We start from the raw sequence: 23,805 nt of genomic DNA on the forward strand, positions 1-23,805 counted from the left end.
GTCGGCTGGGCCCGGGCACCGGAGATAGGCATGCCGCACGAGGTCCGCAACGAGCCGGCGATCGCCGTGCTCCTGCCCTGCTACAATGAGGAGCTGACGATCGGTGAGGTCGTGCGGCGCTTCCGCGAGACGCTGTCCTCCGCGACGGTCTATGTCTACGACAACAATTCGAAGGACCTGACCGCGCTCAGGGCCCGCGCGGCCGGCGCGGTCGTCGTGCGCGAACCGCGCCAGGGCAAGGGCAATGTCGTGCGCCGCATGTTCGCCGACATCGACGCCGACATCTATGTGATGGCGGACGGCGACGGCACCTACGCGCCGGAAGATGCGCCGGAGCTGATCAACACACTCTTGACCGAGCGCTCGGACATGGTGGTGGGCACCCGGCGGGGCGTCACCGACGACGCCGGCCGCTCCGGCCACGCCTTCGGCAACCGCATCTTCAACCGGCTCTACAAGGGCCTGTTCGGCGCCGATTTCACCGATATCTTTTCCGGCTACCGGGTCTTTTCGCGGCGCTTCGTCAAGAGCTTCCCGGCGGTTTCCGGCGGCTTCGAGATCGAGACCGAGATGTCGGTCCATGCCTCGCAGCTCAAGCTGCCGGTGAACGAGATGGCGCTCGACTACGGCCGCCGCCCGGAAGGCTCATCGTCGAAGCTGTCGACTTTCCGCGACGGCGCCAGGATCCTGTGGATGTTCGCCATGTTGGTGAAGGAGACGCAGCCGCTGCGTTTCTTCGGCACGTTTGCCCTGTTCTTCCTGGCGGCCAGCATCGGGCTGATGATCCCGGTGCTGATCGAGTTCGCCGAGACAGGACTTGTTCCGCGCATGCCGACCTGGGTGCTGTCGGTTGGCCTGCTCCTCTTGTCCATGCTGGCGATGGTCACCGGGCTGATCCTCGATTCGGTGTCGCGCGGCCGGGCCGAACAGAAGCGCATCTTCTATCTTTCCATCCCTGCCGGCCGCATCGAGCGACGCGCGGGCTTCAACGGCGAGGCCTCCCCGAAGAGGGAGCCGGGCAAGGCCTCGCGAGCCGCCTGATGGTCCGGCTTGCCCGCTTCGTGCTTGCCGGCGGCATCGGCTTCGTTGCCGATGCGGCCGCGCTCTGGCTGCTGCTTTCCGTCACGCCGCTCGGACCGCTGGCGGCGCGCGTGCTGTCGATCGGCTTCGCGCTCACCGTCACCTGGCAGATCAACCGGCATCTGACCTTTGCGCCGTCGAGCCGAGGCATCGCGCAGGAAGGCGCGCGTTACGGAGGCGTCGGCGTCGCCACCAGCATCGTCAATTATCTCGTCTATTGTGCCCTTCTGTTCGCGCTGCCCTCCCTGCCGCCGCTGGCGGCGCTGACGGTCGCCTCGCTGGTCGCGATGGCGCTGTCCTTCGTCGGCTATTCCCGGCTGGTCTTCGACCGATAATCTCTGGCCGATTGGCAGAAGCCGCCGATTTCCCTATATCGGCGGCAGAGATTGCCGGAGACCCGAGATGCCGTTGAAAATCGCCGTCCAGATGGACCATGTCTCGACGGTGTCGATCGCCGGCGACACCACGTTCGCGCTGTCGCTGGAAGCGCAGCGGCGCGGCCACCAGCTTTTCCACTACACACCCGACCGGCTGTCGATGCGGGGCGGCAAGGTGTTCGCGCGCGCCGAGGAGATGCAGGTGCGCGACGAGAAGGGCAGCCATTATTCGCTGGGCGAGCCGGTGCGCACCGATCTGTCGGAGATGGACGTGGTGCTGCTCAGGCAGGACCCGCCCTTCGACATGAACTACATCACCACCACCCACATTTTGGAACGCATCCATCCGAAGACGCTGGTGGTCAACGACCCGGCCTGGGTGCGCAACAGCCCGGAAAAGATCTTCGTCACCGAATTCCCGGACCTAATGCCGGAGACGCTGATCACCAAGGACCCCCAGGAGGTGGCCGCCTTCCGCAAGGAGTTCGGCGACATCATCGTCAAGCCGCTCTACGGCAATGGCGGGGCGGGCATCTTCCATCTGCACGAGGCCGACCGCAACCTCGCCTCGCTGCTCGAAATGTTCGGCCAACTGTTCCGCGAGCCCTATATCGTGCAGCGCTACCTCAAGGACGTGCGCAAGGGCGACAAGCGCATCATCCTGATCGACGGCGAGCCGGTGGGCGCCATCAACCGCGTGCCGGCCGAGCACGATTCGCGCTCCAACATGCATGTCGGCGGCCGCGCCGAGAAGACCGAGCTGACGGAGCGCGAACGCGAGATCTGTGCCCGCATCGGGCCGGCGCTCAGGGAACGCGGCTTCATCCTCGTCGGCATCGATGTCATCGGCGACTACATGACCGAGATCAACGTCACCTCGCCGACCGGCGTGCGCGAGGTGCGGCGCTTCGGCGGCGCGGACATTGCTGCCCTGTTCTGGGACTGCGTCGAAGGGAAGCGGAAGTAGCGCCCCTCAGCTGCCCGGTGGGCGGGACCGTATGTTCCCGTAATGTTCTTGCTTAAGCTGCAAATCTGTGGTTGTCTAACCTGATCCCGCTCGCCGCCTGATCGCAGGACCGGCGAGCGAGCCGGTATCCGGGGGCTTGAGACAAGATGGTAGCGCGGGTTCGCACGGTGGCTTTCCAGGGCATCGAGGCCGTGCCGGTCGATGTCCAGGTGATGATCGCGCCGGGCAAGGTCGGCATGCAGATCGTCGGCCTGCCGGACAAGGCGGTGGCAGAGAGCCGGGAACGCGTGCAGGCCGCGCTTCATGCCTCCGGCCTGTCGATGCCGTCGAAGAAGGTGACGGTGAATCTCGCGCCGGCGGACCTGCCCAAGGAAGGCAGCCACTACGACCTGCCGATCGCGCTCGGATTGATGGCCGCACTCGGCGCCATTCCGGGCGATATGCTGGCCGGCTATGTCGTGCTCGGCGAATTGTCGCTCGACGGCACCATCGCCGCTGTCGCCGGCGCGCTGCCGGCGGCGATCGGCGCCAACGCCGAAGGCAAAGGCCTGATCTGTCCGTTCGCCTGCGGGCCGGAGGCAGCCTGGGCCGGCAAGGATTTCGATATCCTGGCGCCGCGCAGCCTGATCGCCATCGCCAACCATTTTCGCGGCACCCAGGTGCTGTCGCGTCCCGAGGCCGGCATCCAGGTCGCCGCGCGCGATCTGCCGGACCTTGCCGACATCAAGGGCCAGGAAAGCGCCAAGCGGGCGCTGGAAGTGGCGGCGGCGGGCGGCCACAATCTCCTGATGGTCGGACCGCCGGGCTCGGGCAAGTCGATGCTGGCGCAAAGGCTGCCCTCGATCCTGCCGCCGCTGGCGCCGAAGGAGCTGCTCGAAGTCTCGATGATCGCGTCGGTGGCGGGCGAGCTCGGCGAAGGCAAGCTGACAGACCGACGGCCGTTCCGCGCGCCACATCATTCGGCGTCGATGGCGGCGATGGTGGGCGGCGGCTTGCGCGTGCGGCCGGGCGAAGTGTCGCTTGCGCATCACGGCGTGCTGTTCCTCGACGAGTTCCCGGAATTCACGCCGCAGACGTTGGACGCGCTGCGCCAGCCGCTGGAGACCGGCGACTGCGTGATCGCGCGCGCCAACCACCGCGTCACCTATCCGGCGCGCATCCAGCTGGTGGCGGCGATGAACCCGTGCCGCTGCGGCATGTCGGGCGAGCCCGGCTATCGCTGCCTGCGCGGCGAGCGCTGCCGCACCGAATACCAGGCGCGCATTTCCGGCCCGCTGCTCGACCGCATCGATCTCAGGATCGAGGTGCCGGCGGTCTCGGCAAGCGACCTGATCCGGCCGGACAAGGCCGAGACCAGCGCCGCTGTGGCGCAGCGCGTGGCGCGCGCCCGGGCCATGCAGCGCGAGCGGCTGGAAAGGCTGGGTGCGGCGGCCACCACCAACGCGCACTGCCCGCCTTCGGTCATCGAGGCGATCGCCAGGCCCGACGCCGCCGGGCTGACGCTGCTCAAGGACGCCAGCGAAAAGCTCGCCTTCTCGGCGCGAGCCTATCACCGCGTGCTGAAGGTCGCGCGGACGCTCGCCGATCTCGACGCCAGCGAAACCGTCGGCCGCATCCATCTCGCCGAGGCGATCTCCTACCGCATGAGCGCGGAGCGCATGGCGCAGGCGGCGTAAGGTCCCTGGCGAGATTCGCGGCGCTACCCCGCCCGGTCCTTCGCCTTCAGCTCCAGCCTGCGCGCATGCAGCACCGGCTCGGTGTAGCCGTTGGGCTGAACGGTCCCCTTGAATACCAGGTCGCAGGCGGCCTGGAAGGCGATCGACTTGTCGAAATCCGGCGCCATCGGCCGGTAGAACGGATCGCCGACATTCTGGCGATCGACGATCGCCGCCATGCGCTGCAGCGAATCCCGGACCTGGATCTCCGAGCACACCTTGTGGCGCAGCCAGTTGGCGATGTGCTGCGAGGAAATGCGCAGCGTGGCGCGGTCCTCCATCAGGCCGACATCGTTGATATCGGGCACTTTCGAGCAGCCGACGCCCTGATCGATCCAGCGCACGACATAGCCGAGAATGCCTTGCGCGTTGTTGTCGAGCTCGCGCTGGATCTCGTCCGGCGTCCAGTTCGGCCGCACCGCCACGGGCACCGACAGGATGTCGTCGAGCCTGGCCTTCGGCCGGCTCCTCAGCGCCGCCTGCACGGCGTGCACATCCACTTTATGATAGTGCGTGGCGTGCAGCGTCGCCGCGGTCGGCGAGGGCACCCAGGCGGTGTTGGCGCCGGCCTTGGGGTGCGCGATCTTTTGCTCGAGCATCGCCGCCATCAAATCCGGCATCGCCCACATGCCCTTGCCGATCTGGGCGTGGCCGGCGAGGCCGCATTCCAGGCCCGTGTCGACGTTCCACGCCTCATAGGCGGAAATCCAGGCCGCCTGCTTCATGTCGCCCTTGCGGATCATCGGGCCGGCTTCCATCGAGGTGTGGATCTCGTCGCCGGTGCGGTCGAGGAAGCCGGTGTTGATGAAGACGACGCGCTCCCTTGCGGCGCGGATCGCTTCCTTGAGGTTGACGGTGGTCCGCCGCTCCTCGTCCATGATGCCCATCTTGATGGTGTTCTTGGCCATGCCGAGCAGGGCCTCGACGCGATCGAAGATTTCCACTGCGAAGCCGACTTCCTCCGGCCCGTGCATCTTGGGCTTCACCACATACATCGAGCCGGCACGGGAGTTGGCGCGGCGGCCGTTGTCGCCGACATCGTGCAGCGCAATCAGCGCGGTGAGCGCCGCGTCCATGATGCCTTCCGGCACCTCGTTGCCGTCGCGGTCGAGGATCGCCGGATTGGTCATCAGGTGGCCGACATTCCTCACCAGCATCAGCGAGCGTCCGGGCAGCAGCAGCTGGCCGCCATTCGGCGCCGTGTAGCGGCGGTCCGGATTTAGCGTGCGGACAAAGCTCTTGCCGGCCTTGGTGATCTCTTCCGCCAGATCGCCCTTCATCAGCCCGAGCCAGTTGCGATAGACGACGACCTTGTCCTCGGCATCGACGGCGGCGACCGAATCCTCGCAATCCTGAATGGTGGTCAGGGCGGCCTCGAGGACGACGTCGGCAATGCCGGCCGCATCGGTCTTGCCGATCTGACTGGCATGGTCGACGACGATCTCGATATGCAGGCCGTTCTTTACCAGAAGCACGGCTTCCGGCGTGGCGGCGTCGCCACGGTAGCCGACGAACTGCTTCGGGTCGGCAAGCGTGGTGGCGCCGGCGCCTTCGCCGACCTTCAGCGCGCCGTTCGCCACCGAGAGCCCGTTGATGCCGGCCCATTTGCCGGTGGTGAGCGGCACGGACTGGTCGAGGAAGTCCCTGACCCAGGCGATCACCTTGGCGCCGCGCGTGGGATTGAACGTTTTGCCCCTTTCGGCGCCTCCCGTCTCGGGAATGGCGTCGGTGCCGTAGAGCGCGTCATAAAGCGAGCCCCAGCGCGCATTGGCGGCATTGAGCGCATAGCGCGCGTTCATCACCGGCACGACCAGCTGCGGCCCGGCGACGACCGCGATCTCCGGGTCGACGTTTTCGGTCGAGACGCTGAAGGCCGGACCTTCCGGCACCAGATAGCCGATCTCTTCGAGGAAAGTTCTGTACAGCTCCATGTCGACCGGCGCGCCGTTGGCGCGGTACCAGTCGTCCAGCCTCTCCTGCATGGCGTCGCGCTTGGCGAGCAGCGCGCGGTTCTTCGGCGCGAGGTCGTGGACGATCTCTGAAAAGCCGGTCCAGAACTTTTCCGGATCGATGCCGGTGCCGACTGCTGCCTCCTCGGCGACGAAGTCATGGAGCTCCCGGGCAATCTGCAACCCGGCGATCTCGATGCGGTCGGTCATCAGCACGTCTCCAGATGGGTAGGCTTTGCCGGGGCTTTGACATGTTTGGGGTTCAAGGGTCAATTCGGCTTAGGGTGAAGGTGCGGCGCGGTTTCCCTTCTCCCCTTGTGGGAGAAGGTGGATCGGCGCGCAAGCGCCGAGACGGATGAGGGGTGTTCCAGCGGAATGCGGCGCTGGTGTTCCCTGGAGCACCCCTCATCCGTCGCCTCCGGCGACACCTTCTCCCACAAGGGGAGAAGGGGGAAGGCGCGCTCACACCGCAATCCTTGGGCGCCCTGAGGCCACCGCCACCACATGCGCCTCGATGAACATGCGCTGGTTCTCGACCGTCGAGACCTTGAACTCGGTGGACACATCGATTTCGGCGCTGTCGGTGCCGGCATTCTTCGCGCGTTCGGCAACGATCGCCCGCACGTCGGCTTCCGCCGCGGCGATCGCCTTTTCCTCCTCGGTGAAGTCGCGCACCGTCTGCCCCGAGGCGAGCCGGAAAAGCCCTTCCCTGGGCTGGCTGACGCGGGCTTCGGCCGAGACCCGCACCTGGCCGACGACGGCGCCGAGCGCGTTGGCGACGTCGGTGTCCTCCGGCACGATGCAGCCATTGCCGATCAGCGGCGGCAGGCCGGCGTAATGCAGCGGCGCCGAGGCGCCGAGGCCGATCACCGGCCGGTCGAGCGCGACGCTGAAGCGGGCGATGCCGGGATGCGCATCGACGGCGCGCTGCACCAGCGCATGCGCGACGGTCGCGGCGCCGTCCAGCCCGTCCTCGGCGAAGGCGGTTTCGAGAATATATTCGGCCGACCAGCGCGTCAGCGTGACGAGCACGCGCTGGGCGAGCACTTCCGGCGTCGCGGCGATCGCCTGGCCGCGGCCGTCGCGGCGGCGAGAAAACAGCTCGGCGCCGAGACGGGCGGCGGCGGGATCCCAGTTCGACTGCTTGCCGAGCACATGGGCGGCGTCCGAGGGCGTGAAGCCGCAAATGTGCACCAGGCCGCGCGCCACCAGCCGGTTGAGCGTAGCGTTCTGGGCGTTGGAGCTGAGCAGCCGGTCAAGCGCCAGCGGGGTGGCGCCGATCGCCTCGTAGAGTTTCGCTTCCGGCGCGGTGAGGCCGGCGGCGAGGCGATCCGGCACGCCGGTGCGCACGGCAAAACGCCCGTCCATGCGGCCGGGATTCGGCGCGCGCAGCTGCCGCTCCAGCTCGGCGGTGACCGCCTCGCCATGCGCCAAGCCGGCCAGCGCCAGCGGCACCAGGCGGCGCGGCCCGAGCAGGATCTTCGGGTCGAGCGCGCCGTCCTGCAGCGCTACTTCGGAGTCGCCGCCGAGGCCGAAGGTGCGCATGGCGACGGCTTCGACCATGGTACGGAAGCCGCCGACGGTGGCGCCTTCCGGATCGAGCCGCGGCCGGCCGCTATCCAGCACGGCGACGTCGGTGGTGGTGCCGCCGATGTCGGAGACCATGGCGTCGTCGAGCCCGGTCATGTGGCGGGCGCCGACCAGGCTGGCCGCCGGGCCGGAGAGGATGGTCTCGATCGGCCGCTGACGGGCGAAGGCCGCCGACACCAGCGCGCCGTCGCCGCGCACCACCATCAAGGGTGCGGCGATGCAGCGACGGCCAAGAAAGCCTTCGGTCGCCGCGACCAGCCGGTCGATCATCGAGATCAGCCGGGCGTTGAGCAAAGTGGTGAGCGCGCGGCGCGGACCGCCGAGCTTGGCCGAAAGCTCGTGGCTGGCGGTGACCGGCAGGCCGGTTTTTTCGCGGATCAGGTCGCGCGCGGCCAGCTCATGCGCCGGATTGCGGGTGGCGAAATAGGCGCAGACGGCAAAGCCCGACACCGAACCCCCAAGCTCCGGCAACGCCGCCTCGAGGCCGGAAAGATCGAGCTTCGCGGCATTGCCGTGCACGTCGTGGCCGCCGGGGCAGAACACCACCGGATCGCTGCCGAGAGCCGTCTTCAGCCCGTCGCGGGCAAGGTCGGCCTCGGCAAAGCCGATCATCACCAGCGCCACGCGCCCGCCCTGGCCCTCGACCAGCGCGTTGGTGGCAAGCGTGGTCGACATCGACACCAGCTTGATCGCGGCCGGGTCGGTAGCGGATTTTTCCAGCACCGCGTCGACCGCGCCGGAAATGCCGACGGCGAGATCGTGGCGCGTGGTCAGCGCCTTGGCCTTGGCCAGCACCTTGCCCTTGGTTGGGTTGTCCAGGGGCCCGCCCTCCTCCGACCACAGCACGGCATCGGTATAGGTGCCGCCGGTGTCGATGCCGAGGAAGAGCGGTTTTGGCTTGGCGGTCATTTGGCGGTGGCAAGTCCGGGCAAGAGGTTTTGGTGCCTGCCCCTTAGCCGATACGGGCCGGCGGATAAAGGCGGGAGCGATGGGCCAAGGGAGGGGCAAGCTCCCTTCTCCCCGTGTGGGAGAAGGTGGATCGGCGCGCAGCGCCGAGACGGATGAGGGGTGCTCCAGCTTGGCAAATACGCCCATCGGCATCATCGCCAAGGCTGCAGATCTTCGTCCCGCACATAGGCAATGATGGTATCGCAGACAGCATCGAGGTCCTTCAGAACGTCGTCATTCCAGAACCTCAACACGCGAAATCCCCTCGCCTTCAATTCGGCGTCGCGCTTCTGGTCGTGGGGCGAGCCCGCATGCTGACTGCCATCGATTTCGATGACAAGCCGAGCCTCGGCGCAAACGAAGTCGGCGACGAATCTACCCACTGGCACCTGCCGGCGGAACTTGATCTTGTCGAGACGGCGGCCGCGCAGCTCCTGCCACAGACGGTCCTCCGCCTCTGTCGACTCGCGCCGCATCCGACGAGCGAAATCCCGTTTGGTTGGAGCTACAGGCTGATGCGGCATGGCGGAAGACTAGGCCTCATTTCGTCCAATTCTCCAACATCGCACTCCGTCCAACACCCCTCATCCGTCTCGGCGCTGCGCGCCGAGCCACCTTCTCCCACAAGGGGAGAAGGGAGGTGCCCTACTCCGCCAGATCCACCGTCTCCGTCGAGTGGTCAGTGCAGATGAAGCAGCAGGTGTCGCAGGGCTGGTCGTTGTCGGGGCCGACGCCGGCGGTGACGGAATCGTTGCCGGCCACCCAGGCGCCCCAGCAGATGTGCTCGCCGGGCTCGCAGGAGATCGGCACGGATTTGCGCGCCTGCGGGCGGATCAAGAAAACCTTGTCGCCGCCCGGCCAGACCTTTTCGCTGTCGCGGCTGAACAGTTCCAGCGCGACGCCGTCGGAGCGCTGGTTGCGGACAAAGACCGACATGTCGGCGGCGAAGGCCGGCGCGGTGAGGAGAAGAGCGGCGAGCAGAGCGCGAATCATGGCGAGGTCCCCGATGGGAGTAGAGCACGGGAAGCACCGGTAATCTCCCCCCTCGAGGGGGAGATGGCCGCGAAGCGGTCAGAGGGGGTCCTTGCGCGTAGAACGCCGACCTCATCTCGTGCCGCACGGCGTCGGCGCTCCACGCGCGGCGACCCCCTCTGTCGCCTTTGCCGACATCTCCCCCTCGAGGGGGGAGATCAGCGCCTCACCACCACGTGCGGCGCGAATGTCGTCACCGCCGCGATCAAGTCCTGGTCGTGGATGTCGAGCGAGGAGATCTCCATGTGCACGGTGGTCTTGCCGAAGGGCATCAGGCCGAAGGCATTGGCGGCGGCGTATTTGATCGCGTCGGGCGGCTCCTCCGTGAGTTCGAAATTGAGCATCGCCGCACCCTTGCCGCCCGAGGCGAGGCGGACGCTCCGCACCTTGTTCCACGGCACCAGCACGTCGCCGGCGCGAGCATCGCGAAAACCGCGCTGATCAAGCGTTACCTTGACCGAATTGTCGAAGGCGCCGCGCGAAATGAAGACGCCGAGCGCCAGGAACGCGACGCCGAGCAGCCCGATCCACAGCACATGACCGCCGGACGTCCCCGAGGCGACGCCCTGCAGCGCGCCGAAGCCAAAAATGCCGCCGATCAGGAACGGTCCAACCGCCGGCAGGATCTTACCGGAGACGCTGTTGCGGATTTCGAGCGGCGCAGCCATTTTTCGCCCGCTCAACGCTGCGATTTCAGCAGCGTCCAGATCCAGCCGATGAAGGTGAGGACCAGGAACGGATAGCCGGCGGCGGGCAAAGGCGCCGAGGTGGGCAGCAGCGGCGCGCCCCAGAGGATCATCGCCGCCGAGACGACGAAGAGCAGGGCCGCGACGAAAGCGGTGAGCCGCATCCAGAGCGCGAAGGTTTTTGGCGCGCTGACCATGACCAGCCCCGCCGCCCAGAGGCAAATGCCGCCGACATAGGAAGGCACGCTCGCCTCAAGGCCCGCCGCATTGCCGGCCAGAAGCAGGCTTTCGCCGGCGAGGTAGGTGAGGAAGCCGGCCGCGACGAGATCATTGGCGAGCCGCTGGTATTTCATGGTGAGCAGCGCCGCCGCGACGACGACCCCCACGCCATCGATGGTCCACAGCGTCTCGCGCAGCGCGTCGCTGGCAACGAAGGTGCCCGCCAAGCCCAGCGCGCCGCCGACGGCGAGGCCGATCGCGGCGATGGTGTCCAAGGTGGAGCGCATGCGATGTCTCCCACGCCGGGGAGAGGATACGCCAAGATAAAGGATTTCTGGAAGCTAATATTAGAGCCAGGGATGTACCCAACTGGCTGCTCCACGCACCACCGTGAGCAAGAGTGACGGCCTTCTTGTCATGACGATGGCAGCCGCCTCTCGTCATGACATCAGTGGGATACCTCTCCGCTGGAAATTGTATAAGAAAGTTTCTGGAAAAACTCCGGAACATCCGAGCCTGATGCGCTATAGATTAGTTCGTCGATGTTCGTAGTAAACTCGATGCCAAGTAACGGATTCACTATCGTAATGGTTTTGTAATTCTGCTTACCTTCATAGTAACGCAAAGCTGAATAGACAATCACTTGTCGCAAATCGTGGCTACGAAATTGCCTGTCAACGTATTTCATCTCCACCAGAGTGTCAGAACATTCAAAATCACCCTTACAGCTTTGAATAATGCCGTGTCCCCTGTAAGATGGCACACTCACCCGCTCCAACGAAACACCCCGTCCACCAAAATAATGGCGAAGCCACCGAGCCAATCTATCGACTTCGTCAGCTTCAGGTGCGCTTAACTCGTCCCTTTCTGTCTTAAACTCCAGGATATTGGCATTGAGAAACTCAAGTGCGCTTGCCACTGCTCTCGATCGCAAGACCTCTGCCGGTTCGGTCGGATGGCGAACGGACTCAAAGAAAAGAAAATAGCCGGCTTCACTGATTAAGTCCCGCCGCGAAGGACTGGTCGTAGGGCGAGTCAGCCCACTTACCCGGTCGTAGGCCAGATTCGCCGATCGCGTAACAGCTTCCAGGTTCGGAAGTGCACTCCGCCAGAAGCCCGAGAACTGTGATGCAAATAGCCTTTCGCTTATCATATCGCCAGCGGCACGTTTGGCTTCTCTGATCTCCAATCTCGAACAATCATTTCAAAGGTGTCAAACCTACTTTTGGTATGGTCGCGCCAGTGCGACCCCTCGTCAACCATCGAGTACGACGCCAGGATAAGGGGCTTCGTTGCCAGCCTGACACTGCGCCGAAATTTGCCTTGAACATGGACAGCCATGAGAAATTTCCCCAATTTGAGAAAATCAGGATTATGTCCCGCCTTATCAATTCTGATACCTCCTTCTCAAAGCATCGATGAAGGTAATTTCTATTTGATATAGAGCTATACCTACCAATAATACGGTTGGCATATGCGACATGCATGTCTAGCGCCATTACCTCATGGCCACTGTCGTATAGCTCTATTATCCTGCTGGAAATTCCTTCCTTTTCTTTTTCCCCAAGATCCTCGAAAACCTGATATGCCGTTTGGAATACCGTTGGTGCGATGGGATAAAGAGCATCCATATTATCTAGCATTGACAGCACCGCCCCATACTTTGCATTGGTGCCGACTAGCTTCAACGCCTCGACAATTTTTCGCGTGGTCGGAATATGCACTCGAGTTTGCGACAGTTGCTCATTTAAGAGCGCTACCACATCTATCTCTTCGAGCTCACCTTTGAGTTCGTCATACTGCTCCGCCGCGTTGGCGGCGTACGGATCGAACCTTAGCGTAAGGGACATGAGACGCTGTATCGGCGAGCGGGTTTCCCTGTCATCGCCCCCTCGTATCTGTGATAAAACATGCTTGAATTCGGATGCCGTTAGTATCCGCGTCTTCGATTTCTGAAGCTGTAACCCCTCGTTATCGAGCGCTTTGTATATCTTGACAATGATCTCGTGGGCTTCCTTTTTGCTACTGCAAAAGACATGGTAGTCATCCGCGTAGCGGAGGAAGTTGACGCCAGAGCTGAATAAATATTGGTCGGAATTTGCAAGAGCTAGCTCTGCAAGAATTCGAGCAGCCGGACCGCCGATTGGAAGGCCCGCCGACCTCGTCCCCGTAAGGTGCTTCATATACTCAAGGATTATTTTTCGAACACCCGGCTGCGCGCCAAGCATGCGAAGCGCATTGTCAAGCTTGTGATGGCTTATTCTGGAATAACAGTCTGCTATATCGCATGTGACCACATAGCCGTTATTGTCACATTCGGCGATGGACTTACTAATGAAGTCCTTCCAGGAGATGTCACGGCGAAATAGGTCTCCAGAAAGGTAGCTATTCTTGTTCAATCGGTAGGAAAAGATCCGCTCATGTCCAAGTCTGGCGGCCTCTATGGCCTCAGCAATTGAGAGCACGTTCCCAAGGAGAAAGGCGTTCCACAGCGGGTCTAGTTGCGACGCCCATCTGAACCCGGAATGATGTACGGCCACGAGCGAACGGATGTCATCTGGTGGCTCCTGCACAAACGATTTATCGAACTCAGAGTGCCTTTTCAGTAGTAGGTCAACGACCTCATCTCTCTTGTCACTTATTATTCTGTTCTCAATCGGAAACGGAAATATGTCGGTGTCGCCATGCTTGTAGATGTTGTCAATGGCCGCGTAGAAAAACTTCTTCATAAAGACCGCCAACCGTACGTCTCGCGAAGGCCGCAGCCTATCTACGAATATCGCGAGATCAAGCTGCGCGGGACAGTATTTTCAAGCCCCCATCTTCAGCACGAGCGAACTGGACATTTCATGGAGCGCAAGTCCTCGGAAGGACCGTTCAAGGGCGTGGCAAAAGAACCGGACGGTCGGGACACCAAGAACTCTTAGTCGCCAGCGCTAATCTCCACCGCGCAACTTCAGCGCCACGCTGGCGGGGACCCGCCTGCCGGCAGCTCCCCCGCTTTCGAAGCCTGCCATCGATTCACTGGATCGATGGCTTGGCGCGCTGCGCGCCAACCGTCCCCTCAATCCCCCATCTTCAGCGCCTGGATGAACGCCTCCTGCGGGATATCCACCTTGCCGAACTGGCGCATCCGCTTCTTGCCCTCTTTCTGCTTGTCGAGCAGCTTGCGCTTGCGGGTCACGTCGCCGCCGTAGCATTTGGCGGTGACGTCCTTCCTGAGCGCCGAGACGGTCTCGCGGGCGATGATGCGGCCGCCGATCGCGGCCTGGATCGGGATCTTGAACAGGTGCTGCGGGATCAGCTCCTTCAGCTTCTCGCACATGGCGCGGCCGCGCTTTTCCGCCGCCGACCGGTGCACCAGCATGGACAAAGCGTCGACCGGCTCGTCATTGACCAGGATCGACATCTTCACCAGGTCGCCCTCGCGGTAGTTGGTGAGGTGATAGTCGAAGGAGGCGTAGCCCTTGGAGATCGACTTCAGCCGGTCGTAGAAATCGAACACGACCTCGTTGAGCGGCAAATCGTAGGTCAGCATGGCGCGCTTGCCGACATAGGAGAGATCGGCCTGGATGCCGCGCCTGTCCTGGCAAAGCTTAAGAATCCCGCCGAGATAGTCGTCGGGCGTGAGGATGGTGGCGCGGATCCATGGCTCCTCGATCGAGGCGATCTTGACCACGTCGGGCATGTCGGCCGGGTTGTGCAGTTCCTTCGTCGTGCCGTCGATGAGGTTCATGCGGTAGACGACGGACGGCGCTGTGGCGATGAGGTCGAGGTTGAACTCGCGCTCCAGCCGCTCCTGGATGATCTCCAGATGCAAGAGCCCGAGGAAGCCGCAGCGGAAGCCGAAGCCGAGCGCGGCCGAGGTCTCCATTTCATAGGAGAAGGAGGCGTCGTTGAGGCGCAGCTTGCCGACGGCGGCGCGCAGATCCTCGAAATCGGCGGCGTCGACAGGGAACAGGCCGCAGAACACCACCGGCTGCGCCGGCTTGAAGCCGGGCAGCGCCTTTTGCGTCGGGCGGCGGTCCTCGGTGATGGTGTCGCCGACGCGGGTGTCGGCCACTTCCTTGATCGAGCCGGTGAAGAAGCCGAATTCGCCGGGGCCGAGCTCGTCGACATTGACGCGGGCCGGCTTGAAGACGCCGGTGCGCTCGACGAGATATTTTGCGCCGGTGCCCATCATGCGGATGGTCTGGCCCTTCTTCATCACGCCGTCGATGACGCGGACCAGCACGATGACGCCGAGATAGGCGTCGTACCAGCTGTCGACCAGCATCGCCTTCAAGGGTGCCGCGATGTCGCCCTCGCGCGGCGGCGGCAGCTGGTGGACGATCGCCTCCAGCACGTCCGGCACGCCCAGCCCGGTCTTGGCCGAGATCAGCACGGCGTTGGAGGCGTCGAGGCCGATCACCTCCTCGACCTGCTCGCGGATGCGCTCGGGCTCGGCCGCCGGCAGGTCGACCTTGTTCAGTACCACGACAATCTCGTGGTTGTTGTCGATCGCCTGATAGACATTGGCCAAGGTCTGCGCCTCGACCCCCTGGGAGGCGTCGACCACCAGCAGCGAGCCCTCGCAGGCGGCCAAAGAGCGCGAAACTTCATAGGCGAAGTCGACATGGCCGGGGGTGTCGATGAGGTTCAGCACATAATCCTCGCCGTTTTTGGCGCGGTAGTTGAGCCGAACGGTCTGGGCCTTGATGGTGATGCCGCGCTCGCGCTCGATGTCCATCGAGTCCAGCACCTGCTCCTTCATGTCGCGCTCCTCCAGCGCGCCGGTGAGCTGGATCAGCCGGTCGGCAAGCGTGGATTTGCCATGGTCGATATGGGCGACGATGGAGAAATTGCGGATGTGGTCGAGGGGCGTCGTCATGCGGCGCGCTTTAGCAGGGGCGGGTTTAAGGGGCAAGCGGTGGGCCCGGGGAGATCGGAGCAGAGCAGGCAAACACGCTCGCCGATGTCTGAACACGGCCAATGATCGGAGGCCGGCGCTGCCCCTCATCGCCCTACCGGGCACTTCTCCCCGTAAGTGACGGGGAGAAAGGGCTGGCCGCCGCCTCGGTACCTTTCTTGCAGCGTTCCAAATTGGCGAAATCGTCGATGGGGGCGCCCCTCTCCCCGTTACCATACGGGGAGAGGATGCCGGCAGGCAGGTGAGGGGCAGCGCAAGCGTTTGAAGGCTAGGGCGCCTCCGCGCAAAAATTCAAATCCACTTAAACTTTCATGCACTCATTTTGGGCATATCTCCACCTCTGGTGGCAGGCAGGTTGCATTGCCGGTGTGTATTGGGGTTGGGGCATGTTCTCGTCGGCAAGAGATTTCGTTCGATCGCAAGGCGGCTCGATGCTGCCGATGATGGCACTGTTGGCGATCCCGCTGCTGCTCGCGGTCGGCTTTTCTGTCGACTACACCTCGGCGGTGACGACCAGGAGCAACATGCAGCAGGCGCTGGATGCCGCGATCCTGTCGATCACCACGCTGCCGACCACGACCTCGAAGGCCGATCGCCAGACGGCGCTGCAGCAGGCCTATGTCGCCAATAGCGGGCTGGGCGACGCGACGCTCACCGCCGTCAACGTCGCCGCCGACGGCACGGCGACGTTCAGCGCCACGGCGGCCTATCCGATGCCGACCAGTTTCATGCAGATCGCCAGGATCAATTCGGTCGATGTCGGCGTCGGCTCCTCGGTACGCAAGACGCCGGCGCTGGTGCAGTCCACCTTCAAGGTGACGAAGGTGTCGGGCTACTGGAACAAGACGATGACGCTCTACGGCACCCAGTTCGGCCAGACCAAGGCCAAGCCGCTGATGACGATCAGCTATAACTACAACGGCTATGGCGACCCGAAGGGCTACGGCACAACCACGGTGAGCACCATCAACGGGTCGACGACGACCGTGGTGCAGAAACAGGTCTGCACGACCTCGACGGTCGACAATTTCAGCAATCTGCCGAGCGGGGCGATCACCCAGACCAGTGGCAGCAACAAGTACGTCACGACCTGCGCCGATACCTTCTATCCGGCCAATGGCGCCGGCGCGGTGATCGATGTCAGCCAGATGGACCAGCTCTATCTACAAATGGACGTTCCCTCGGGCAACCCGAAGGTGCTGAAGTCGAACGATCCCAACACCTCGAACCGGCTCTATATCGGCACCAGCGCCACCGATATGCCCGAGGTCGCGACCGGCCAGAAGGTCGACATCTTCACCTCGGTGCCCTGCGGCCAGACCGGCTACCAGGCCTGGGAAGACGGCGGCAACCCTGTGCCGGCGCCGGTTTCCAATGCCGACTTCTTCTACAATGTGACCGGCAAATGCGCCTTCAATCAGCGCCCGTCCGAGACGGTGCTGACGCAATAGCGCCCTCCCTTCTCCCCTTGTGGGAGAAGGTGTCGCCGAAGGCGACGGATGAGGGGTGCTCCAGCTTGGCGGCGCCTTAAGTCTAGACAAGAATCTAGCAGACGCGCTCGCGAGCGTCTCACTCCGCTGGAGCACCCTCATCCGTCTCGACGCTGCGCGCCGATCCACCTTCTCCCACAAGGGGAGAAGGGGAAGGCGCCTCTCAATCACAAACCGGTGAAGCTGTAACGAAGTCCTCCGCGGCGGCGAAATGGGAGCATTGCCCCGCTACGGAGACTGCTTCCCATGACCGGATTGAAGACAAGGATCGGCCTGCTTGCCGGCGCGGCATTTGCTGCGCTTGCCGCCACGCTCGATGCCGCTTCCGCCGAGCCGCTTACCGTGGTCGAGCTGTTCACCAGCCAGGGCTGCTCGTCCTGCCCGCCGGCCAATGCCAATCTGATCAAGGTCAAGGACCGGCCGGGCGTGCTGGCGCTGTCCTTCAACGTCACCTACTGGGACTATCTCGGCTGGAAGGACAGTTTCGGCCGGCAGGAATTCACCCAGCGCCAGGTCGCCTACGAGCCGCCGCTCGGCCATGACGGGCCGTTCACGCCGCAGGTGGTGGTGAACGGCAGCGCCGACGCCGTCGGTGCGGCGCCCGGCGAGATCGAGCGGCTGATCTCGACAACCCCGCACGCCAAGGGTCCGGCGCTCTCGCTCGGCGACGGCAAGGTGAGCATCGGCGCCGGCACGGCGCCCGGCGGGGCGGCCGATGTCTGGCTGGTGCGCTACGCACGCGGCGTCGTCGAGGTGCCGGTGGCGCGCGGCGAGAACACCGGACGCACGCTGCCGCATGCCAATGTCGTGCATTCGCTGCAGAGGCTCGGCCGCTGGAACGGCGAGGCGACGACGCTGCCGCTGCCTACGGCACCCGGGGGCTTGAGCACGGCAGTGCTGGTGCAGACGCCGGATGGCGGGCCGATCCTGGCCGCCGCGGCAAACTGACTTTTCTTTTCGCGCGGGGCCGCGGCAGGCGGCAGCGCACCATCGGGCCCGCATCCGCGCGCCGCAACCCAAGGAGAACTAGCATGACCAAATTCCTCACGCTGCCGACGCTGGCCTTCGCGCTTGCCGCTGCCGCGTTCGTTGCCGGCGCCCGCGCCGACGACACGACCGACGCGATGAAGCCAGCCAATGCGATGGCGACCGAAGCCATGAAGCCGGCGACCGATGCTATGATGCCGACCGGCGCGATGAAGCCCGACGCGATGGCGACCCAGGCGATGAAACCCGCCACGGATGCCATGAAGCCGGCGGATGCGATGAAGCCCGTGACGGATGCGATGAAGCCTGCCGACGCGATGGCGCCGGCGCAATAAGTCAGCGGCCCAGGCCTCTTGGCAACAATCGCCGCCGGCCAGAAGCCGCCGCACGGCAAAGTGAGAAACCAGCGGCGGCTTGCTTCGTATATAGTGGAACAACGAACAAGGAGATCCGACATGAACGGCATCGACAAAAAGGCGGCGCGGCGCTCGCTGGCCCCGCTTGCAGCGCTGGTGCTGACGGCGGCCGCGGCCGCCTTCTGGCAGACGCCGGCGCGTTCGGCCGAGGACGCGGTGGTGATCCCGCCGCCGGCCATGGATGAAAAGGCCGCCAGCGGCACGGAGAAAGCCATCTTCGCCGGCGGCTGCTTCTGGGGCGTGCAGGGCGTGTTCCAGCACGTCAAGGGCGTCAGCAAGGCCGTCTCCGGCTACGCTGGCGGCAGCGCCGAGCACGCCGTCTACGAGGTCGTCGGCACCGGCCGCACCGGACACGCGGAATCGGTCGAGATCACCTACGATCCGTCGAAGGTCACCTATGGCCAATTGCTGCAGGTCTATTTCTCGGTCGCGCACAACCCGACGCAGCTCAACTATCAGGGGCCGGACCAGGGCACGCAGTACCGCTCGACGATCTTCGCCGAGAACGACGAGCAGAAGAAGATCGCCGAGAGCTACATCGCCCAGCTCGACAAGGCCAAGGTGTTTTCGAAGCCGATCGTGACGACGCTTGAGACGGGCAAGACCTTCTATCCGGCCGAGGATTACCATCAGGATTTCCTGACGCTGAACCCGACCTACCCTTATATCGTCTACAACGACCTGCCGAAGATCGAGAATTTGAAAGCGCTGTTTCCCGCGCTCTACAGCGAGAAGCCGGTGCTGGTGCTGGCAAGTAGCAAGAGCTGAGGATGACCATCTTAGGCCCCCGTCACTATACGGGGAGAAGGTGCCGGCAGGCGGATGAGGGGCGGCGCCGGCATTTGCGGGAACGGGCCGCCGCTCTGCTTGACAGGTTTGCGCTGCCCCTCATTGCCCTGCCGGGCATTTCTCCCCGTATGGTGACGGGGAGAAAGACGCCGTCACCAACGCCTCTCCTCAATCATAGGTCAGATCCGTCGCCTTTCCCCCGAACACGCGATAGGCGTAGAACGAATAGAAAATAATGATCGGCAGCACGACGACGGTGCCGACCAGGATGAAGGCCAGGCTCTCGGGCGCCGAGGCGGCCTGCCAGATCGTCAGCCTGTCGGGCACGACATAGGGATAGAACGACCAGGCGAGCCCGGCGAAACCAAGCGCGAAGATGGCGGCCAGGGTCAGGAAGGGCCGCAGCGCATGCCGGTCGTCGGGCTTGGGCAGATGAAACGTCTGCCGCCACAGCCACAGGAACAGGAGCGCCGATACGATCGGCAGCGGCGACAGATAGAGGATCTCCGGCCAGAGGAACCATCTGTCGAAGATGCGCGGGCTGGCGAAGGGCGTCGCCAAAGAGACCGCGACCATGCCGAGCGCCGTCAGCACCAGCGTGACGCGCAGCCAGCGCACCGCCTTTCGTTGCAGATCGCCCTCGGTCTTGTAGATCAGCCAGGCCGAGCCCATGGCGGCGTAGGCCGCCGACAGGCAGAGCGCGACCAGCGCGCCGAAGGCCATGCCGCCAATGCCGACATCGAGGCCGAGCACATAGACGCCGAGCATATAGCCCTGCGCCAGCGAGGCCATGGTGGAGCCCAAAAAGAAGATCCGGTTCCAGCGGTGCTTCTTGCCGGCCGGCACCTTGGCGCGGAAATCGAAGGCAACGCCGCGCAGGATCAGGCCGACCAGCAGCAGGAACACCGGGATATAGAGCGCGGTGAGGATGGTGCCGTGCGCCATCGGGAACGCGACCAGCAAGAGGCCGACCGCCAGCACCAGCCAGGTCTCGTTGGCGTCCCAGAATGGGCCGATCGCGGCGATCATCGTGTCCTGCTCGGCATCTTCGGCGCCTGCGAACAGGATGCCGATGCCGAGATCGAAACCGTCGAGAATGACGTAGATCAGGATGGCGAGGCCCATCAGGCCGGCGAAGATCAGCGGAAGCGCGGTGGGCCAGTCGAAGGTCATCTTTCTTTCCTCCAACCGAGATTGGTCCGACAGACGGCCATACTGTTTGAAGCACCCGTGCCGGCGGTCAGGTGAGTGACAGCGCCGACCTCAGAAGAAAGGCCCGCATCGAACCGACCGTACCGCTTGTCTTGCGCCTGCATGTTCACTCTCCGGCGGCCGGCTGCGACATCGCGGCGTTCATGACGCCGGGCAACGGCGAGGTGTCGCCTTCCTTGGCCGCCTTCAGCGCGAGATGCACCAGCACGCCGAGATAGGCGATCAAGAGCAGCACATAGAGGATGAGATAGACGGCCAGGGTCAGCGCGACATGGCTGCCGGCGACCGGGCCGACGGCATCGGCTGTCTTCAATATCCCGGTGACCAGCCAGGGCTGGCGGCCGATCTCGGTCGTGTACCAGCCGGCCAGCGTCGCCAGCCAGCCGGAGAGCGCCATCGGCACCATGATCAGGGCCAGCGGCTTAGGCAGGCTGCGGCGACGCTTGAGGAAGAAGGCTGCCGACCAGGAGACGATGAGCATCAGGATGCCGGTGCCGACCATGACGCGGAAACCCCAGAACACCGGGAAGACCGGCGGGTGGTTGCCCGGATAGTCGTTGAGGCCGGGCACGACGCCGCTTGTGCTGTGGCGCAGGATGAGGCTGGCGCCGTCGGGAATGGCGAGCTCGAACCTGTTTTCCTTGGCAGCCTCGTCGGGCAGCGCGAACAGCACCAGCGGCACGTGGGCGCCGGTGTTCCAGTTCGCCTCCATGGCGGCGATTTTCTGCGGCTGGTGCTCGAGCGTGTTCAAGCCGTGCTGGTCGCCGGCAAAGATCTGGATCGGAATCAGGATGGCGGCGGCGAAGACGCCGGTGCGCAGCGCCTTCCACATCGATTCCGAGCGGTCGCCATAAAGGTAGCGCAGCGCCGAGCAGCCGGCGATCAGGAAGGAGACCGTGAGCCCGGAGGCGAGCAGCATGTGGACCAGCCGGTAGGGCATGGACGGATTGAAGATGACCGCCCACCAGTCGAGGGCATGCGCCTTGCCGTCGATCATCTCGAAGCCGGCCGGCGTCTGCATCCAGGAGTTCAGCGCGATGATCCAGAAGGCGGAAACCGTGGTGCCGCCCGCGACCAGCACGGTCGCCAGCGTGTGGATGCGGTTGGAGACGCGGCGGAAGCCGAACAGCATGATGCCGAGGAAGGCCGCCTCGAGAAAGAAGGCGGTCAGCACCTCATAGGCAAGCAGCGGCCCGGCGATGTTGCCGACCGTTTCCATATAGCCCGGCCAGTTGGTGCCGAACTGGAAGCTCATGGTGACGCCCGACACCACGCCCATGGCGAAGGACAGCGCGAACACCTTCACCCAGGTGAAATACGCGCGCATCCAGGCCGAGTCGCCGGTGGCGTTGTAGCGGAGCTTGAAGAAGAGAAGCACCCAGCCAAGTGCAATGGTGATCGCCGGAAACAGAATATGGAACGAGATATTCGCGCCGAACTGGATGCGCGACAGGATGAGCGGGTCCATGCTGGGCTCCGGCTGCAATTCAGGCTTGAAGGATAGGCTTCGAACACGCATCGGTCAAAGCGGCGCGGCGTCACGCGAGGCGCGTTGTCGCAGCGTCGGGCGGTCATGGACAGACGCACCGCGTGACCGCTTGCCGGCGCCGTTGGAGGCCGCGAGCGGCGGCGACTGTCGAGAACTGTCAGGAGCACGGTCGATTGCCGATTTGCATAAAACGACATCCGACCTATATCAGGTCACGTTTTCCAGCCGGCCATATTTCAGCATGTCACCCATCATCTCCATCTCCGGCGTCACGAAAACCTATGCCACCGGTTTCAAGGCGCTGAAGGAAATCAACCTCGACATCGAGCGCGGCGAGATCTTCGCCCTGCTCGGGCCGAACGGCGCCGGCAAGACGACGCTGATCTCGATCGTCTGCGGCATCGTCAACCGCTCGTCGGGCAGCGTCACCGTCGACGGTCACGACATCGGCAGGGACTACCGCGCGGCGCGCAGCCTGATCGGGCTGGTGCCGCAGGAGCTCACCATCGACGCCTTCGAGACGGTCTGGGCGACGGTGAACTACAGCCGCGGCCTGTTCGGCAAGGCGCCCGACAAGGCTTTCGTCGAGAAGGTGCTGCGCGATCTCTCGCTTTGGGACAAGAAGGACGCCAAGGCCATCACGCTATCGGGCGGCATGAGGCGCCGGCTGATGATTGCCAAGGCGCTGTCGCACGAACCGCGCGTGCTGTTCCTCGACGAGCCGACGGCGGGCGTCGACGTCGAGCTGCGCCAGGACATGTGGGCGATGGTCAGGCGGCTGCGCGAGGACGGCGTCACCATCATTCTGACCACGCATTACATCGAGGAGGCCGAAGCGATGGCCGACCGGGTCGGCGTCATCAACCGCGGCGAGATCATCCTGGTCGAAGGCAAGGCGGAGCTGATGCGCAAGCTCGGCCGCAAGCAGATGACGCTGGAGCTGCGCGCGCCGCTCGGCGCGTTGCCCGAGGGCCTGTCGCGCTATGCGCTGGAGCTGTCGGCGGACGGCAACGAACTCACCTACACCTATGACAGCCAGAGCGACCGGCCGGGCGTCGCCTCGCTGATCCGCGATCTCGAGGCCGCAGGCATTCAGTTTCACGATCTCGATACCAAAAACAGCACGCTCGAAGAGATCTTCGTCAATCTGCTGAGGCAAGAGCCATGAACCGCCACGCGGCTATGAACCTTCGTGCAGTGTGGGCGATCTACCGGATGGAGATGGCGCGTGCGTTCCGCACGGTGCTGCAAAGCATCGTCTCGCCGGTGATCTCGACATCGCTCTATTTCGTCGTCTTCGGCTCGGCGATCGGCTCGCGCATCACCGAGATCGACGGCATCAGCTACGGCGCTTTCATCGTGCCGGGGCTGATGATGCTTTCGCTTTTGACGCAGTCGATCTCGAACGCGTCGTTCGCGATCTATTTCCCGAAATTCGTCGGCTCGATCTACGAGCTCTTGTCGGCGCCGGTCTCCTATCTCGAGATCATCATCGCCTATGTCGGGGGCGCGGCGACCAAATCGATCATGCTCGGGCTGATCATCTTGGCGACCGCGGCGCTGTTCGTGCCGCTCAGGATCGAGCACCCGTTCTGGATGATCGCCTTCCTGGTGCTGACGGCGGTGACCTTCAGCCTGTTCGGCTTCATCATCGGCATCTGGGCCAAGACCTTCGAGCAGCTGCAGCTGGTGCCGCTGCTGATCGTCACGCCGCTCACCTTTCTGGGCGGCAGCTTCTATTCGATCCATATGCTGCCCGGCATCTGGAAGACGATCACGCTGTTCAACCCGGTCGTCTACCTGATCAGCGGGTTCCGCTGGAGTTTCTACGGCAAAGCGGACGTCTCGGTCGGCGTCAGCCTCGGCATGACGCTGGTGTTTTTGGCCGCCTGCATCGCAATCGTGGCGTGGATTTTCAGGACCGGGTATCGGCTGAGGAATTGACGAACA

At 64.1% G+C, this 23,805-nt stretch carries 21 protein-coding genes; 10 read left to right on the forward strand and 11 right to left on the reverse strand.

Annotated elements, in window-relative coordinates:
* Positions 1 to 30: 30 nt before the first annotated feature.
* From P9217_RS10850 to P9217_RS10865, 4 genes are all read left to right on the forward strand, one after another.
* Complete coding sequence (locus P9217_RS10850; protein ID WP_278086040.1) at positions 31 to 1,041, forward strand: glycosyltransferase; 1,011 nt, start codon at positions 31 to 33, stop codon at positions 1,039 to 1,041.
* Positions 1,041 to 1,415 (forward strand): GtrA family protein, encoded by a 375-nt coding sequence (locus P9217_RS10855; protein WP_067323734.1) that lies wholly within the window; start codon positions 1,041 to 1,043, stop codon positions 1,413 to 1,415. Before P9217_RS10850 ends, P9217_RS10855 begins: the two co-directional genes overlap by 1 nt.
* Before the next feature lie 67 nt (positions 1,416 to 1,482).
* A complete protein-coding gene (gene gshB / locus P9217_RS10860) occupies positions 1,483 to 2,424 on the forward strand; it encodes a glutathione synthase (protein WP_095798998.1) in 942 nt (313 codons plus the stop codon).
* 146 nt (positions 2,425 to 2,570) lie between these two features.
* Complete coding sequence (locus tag P9217_RS10865; protein ID WP_067003103.1) at positions 2,571 to 4,100, forward strand: YifB family Mg chelatase-like AAA ATPase; 1,530 nt, start codon at positions 2,571 to 2,573, stop codon at positions 4,098 to 4,100.
* Positions 4,101 to 4,123: 23 nt separating this feature from the next.
* Here P9217_RS10865 and P9217_RS10870 read toward each other — a convergent pair whose 3' ends face one another.
* The 9 genes from P9217_RS10870 to lepA all read right to left on the reverse strand — a co-directional run bounded on the left by P9217_RS10870 (position 4,124) and on the right by lepA (position 15,433).
* The gene (locus P9217_RS10870; RefSeq protein WP_095798991.1) at positions 4,124 to 6,298 is read right to left on the reverse strand and encodes a malate synthase G; all 2,175 of its coding nucleotides are present in this window, start codon (positions 6,296 to 6,298) and stop codon (positions 4,124 to 4,126) included.
* A gap of 252 nt (positions 6,299 to 6,550) precedes the next feature.
* Entirely contained in the window at positions 6,551 to 8,587 is a 2,037-nt protein-coding gene (locus P9217_RS10875) for a hydantoinase/oxoprolinase family protein (protein WP_095799500.1), read from the reverse strand.
* Between the two features lie 191 nt (positions 8,588 to 8,778).
* Positions 8,779 to 9,150: a DUF559 domain-containing protein gene (locus P9217_RS10880; protein WP_095799501.1), complete on the reverse strand. Its 372-nt coding sequence runs from the start codon at positions 9,148 to 9,150 to the stop codon at positions 8,779 to 8,781.
* 121 nt (positions 9,151 to 9,271) lie between these two features.
* Positions 9,272 to 9,619, reverse strand: a complete 348-nt coding sequence (locus P9217_RS10885; RefSeq protein WP_095799502.1) for a hypothetical protein — start codon at positions 9,617 to 9,619, stop codon at positions 9,272 to 9,274.
* A gap of 197 nt (positions 9,620 to 9,816) precedes the next feature.
* A complete protein-coding gene (locus P9217_RS10890) occupies positions 9,817 to 10,326 on the reverse strand; it encodes a hypothetical protein (RefSeq protein ID WP_278086039.1) in 510 nt (169 codons plus the stop codon).
* An 11-nt stretch (positions 10,327 to 10,337) separates the two neighbouring features.
* A complete protein-coding gene (locus P9217_RS10895) occupies positions 10,338 to 10,850 on the reverse strand; it encodes a hypothetical protein (RefSeq protein ID WP_278086038.1) in 513 nt (170 codons plus the stop codon).
* A 161-nt stretch (positions 10,851 to 11,011) separates the two neighbouring features.
* Complete coding sequence (locus P9217_RS10900; protein ID WP_278086037.1) at positions 11,012 to 11,752, reverse strand: hypothetical protein; 741 nt, start codon at positions 11,750 to 11,752, stop codon at positions 11,012 to 11,014.
* A gap of 10 nt (positions 11,753 to 11,762) precedes the next feature.
* Positions 11,763 to 13,292 carry an RNA-directed DNA polymerase gene (locus P9217_RS10905; RefSeq protein ID WP_278086036.1) on the reverse strand — a complete coding sequence of 510 codons (1,530 nt, stop codon included), beginning with the start codon at positions 13,290 to 13,292 and terminating at the stop codon, positions 11,763 to 11,765.
* A 335-nt stretch (positions 13,293 to 13,627) separates the two neighbouring features.
* Positions 13,628 to 15,433, reverse strand: a complete 1,806-nt coding sequence (gene lepA / locus P9217_RS10910) for a translation elongation factor 4 (RefSeq protein WP_095782361.1) — start codon at positions 15,431 to 15,433, stop codon at positions 13,628 to 13,630.
* A 425-nt stretch (positions 15,434 to 15,858) separates the two neighbouring features.
* Between lepA and P9217_RS10915 the strand changes: the two genes are divergently transcribed.
* From P9217_RS10915 to msrA, 4 genes are all read left to right on the forward strand, one after another.
* Positions 15,859 to 16,923 carry a pilus assembly protein TadG-related protein gene (locus P9217_RS10915; RefSeq protein ID WP_278086035.1) on the forward strand — a complete coding sequence of 355 codons (1,065 nt, stop codon included), beginning with the start codon at positions 15,859 to 15,861 and terminating at the stop codon, positions 16,921 to 16,923.
* A gap of 285 nt (positions 16,924 to 17,208) precedes the next feature.
* Entirely contained in the window at positions 17,209 to 17,910 is a 702-nt protein-coding gene (locus P9217_RS10920) for a DUF1223 domain-containing protein (RefSeq protein WP_278086034.1), read from the forward strand.
* An 83-nt stretch (positions 17,911 to 17,993) separates the two neighbouring features.
* The gene (locus tag P9217_RS10925; protein WP_278086033.1) at positions 17,994 to 18,284 is read left to right on the forward strand and encodes a hypothetical protein; all 291 of its coding nucleotides are present in this window, start codon (positions 17,994 to 17,996) and stop codon (positions 18,282 to 18,284) included.
* Between the two features lie 120 nt (positions 18,285 to 18,404).
* Positions 18,405 to 19,133, forward strand: coding sequence for a peptide-methionine (S)-S-oxide reductase MsrA (msrA, locus tag P9217_RS10930; protein ID WP_278086032.1), 729 nt, complete (start codon positions 18,405 to 18,407; stop codon positions 19,131 to 19,133).
* 189 nt (positions 19,134 to 19,322) lie between these two features.
* On the opposite strand, the gene P9217_RS10935 is transcribed toward msrA, so the two are convergent.
* Entirely contained in the window at positions 19,323 to 20,327 is a 1,005-nt protein-coding gene (locus tag P9217_RS10935) for a cytochrome d ubiquinol oxidase subunit II (RefSeq protein ID WP_278086031.1), read from the reverse strand.
* Positions 20,328 to 20,472: 145 nt separating this feature from the next.
* A complete protein-coding gene (locus tag P9217_RS10940; RefSeq protein ID WP_127325792.1) occupies positions 20,473 to 21,834 on the reverse strand; it encodes a cytochrome ubiquinol oxidase subunit I in 1,362 nt (453 codons plus the stop codon).
* A gap of 262 nt (positions 21,835 to 22,096) precedes the next feature.
* Between P9217_RS10940 and P9217_RS10945 the strand changes: the two genes are divergently transcribed.
* Both P9217_RS10945 and P9217_RS10950 read left to right on the forward strand, forming a co-directional pair.
* Positions 22,097 to 23,023, forward strand: coding sequence for an ABC transporter ATP-binding protein (locus tag P9217_RS10945; protein WP_278086030.1), 927 nt, complete (start codon positions 22,097 to 22,099; stop codon positions 23,021 to 23,023).
* Between the two features lie 14 nt (positions 23,024 to 23,037).
* Positions 23,038 to 23,799, forward strand: a complete 762-nt coding sequence (locus tag P9217_RS10950) for an ABC transporter permease (protein ID WP_067003307.1) — start codon at positions 23,038 to 23,040, stop codon at positions 23,797 to 23,799.
* Positions 23,800 to 23,805 lie beyond the last annotated feature (6 nt).

It is taken from the genome of Mesorhizobium sp. WSM4989 (genome assembly GCF_029625795.1).
Taxonomy (GTDB): Bacteria; Pseudomonadota; Alphaproteobacteria; order Rhizobiales; family Rhizobiaceae; genus Mesorhizobium.